This window comes from Pseudomonas sp. TNT2022 ID1044, from assembly GCF_028656895.1.
GTDB classification, from domain to species: Bacteria; Pseudomonadota; Gammaproteobacteria; order Pseudomonadales; family Pseudomonadaceae; genus Aquipseudomonas; species Aquipseudomonas reinekei.
In genome coordinates this window covers 1-869 of record NZ_JAMDHB010000043.1, presented here as the reverse complement: position 1 = coordinate 869, position 869 = coordinate 1, and the positions used below count along the sequence as shown (strand labels likewise).

At 52.2% G+C, this 869-nt stretch carries 2 protein-coding genes; both read right to left on the bottom strand.

Features of this window, described 5'->3' with window-relative positions:
* Positions 1–667 (bottom strand): type VI lipase adapter Tla3 domain-containing protein (locus M5G20_RS29990; protein ID WP_337994309.1); only part of this gene is annotated, 667 nt, incomplete at its 3' end.
* A partial coding sequence (locus M5G20_RS29985) for an effector protein Tle3 domain-containing protein (protein WP_273922111.1) occupies positions 664–869 on the bottom strand: 206 nt, incomplete at its 5' end. The genes M5G20_RS29990 and M5G20_RS29985, both read right to left, overlap by 4 nt.

The following is an 869-nucleotide window of genomic DNA, read 5'->3' as shown; positions in this document are numbered from 1 at the left end:
GGGTTGTGTTTTCTGCGTCCTGCCACAAAAACAACGTGACTCCGAGCGTGGCGGCGTTGCGACCGTTATGAATGTTACTCGCGGCCCCGGTATCTGACGGCTGCTTGGGCGGTGCGATGGAAAACACCGGGATTGGCCAGTACGCCACTGACTCGCCTGCCGAATGTTTGAAGGCAACGCGGACTTTGATATCTCTACTGATCAATCTGAAGTCCAGCGAGTCCGTGTAATCCTTAGCATCTCGTGAGTATATCGAAGCAAAGTTATCGTTTTTTTTCTTGATGAATTGCCATATCTCGGATTGATGGTCCTGATGAATCCCAAGCCCAACGCCTCGTATTTCCAACGAGTAAGTGCGTAGCTGTGTAGCTTTCTGCTCGGCGATTTGCGCCATGACATTGGCTTTGTAAGCAGCGATCCCCGCCTTTTCACTGGCCACGGCTTTACCCCACCAGTGAACGGTAAAGATCAGCAATATCGGGCCCACAATAGCGGCGATACCCCAGCGCAGTACCGGGTTCATGTCACGAAGTTCCATGTTGAGTTCCTGTGCCTTGATTTGGACAAGCCAGACGAAGCCGATCCAAAAAATCAGCAATATTCCAGCGATCCAGAAGTAGGGCTTGAGCCTTGGCAGCGTTCGTGATCGGTGATGAGAGCCGCTCACAAGGCACCTCCTTTTTTAGAAACACCGGAAAGCAGAGCCGGCGGCGTCAGCGATACCAAATCGGGGGACGGAAATACGCCGAACTGGTAATACATATAACTGGACTTCACTAGCGCCTTCGTCTCAGCACTGAGTCGCGACCAGCCAGGCAAGTGCCTGACTCGCTCGAATTGTTTTTCATCCATCTTCCAATCCGCAATCG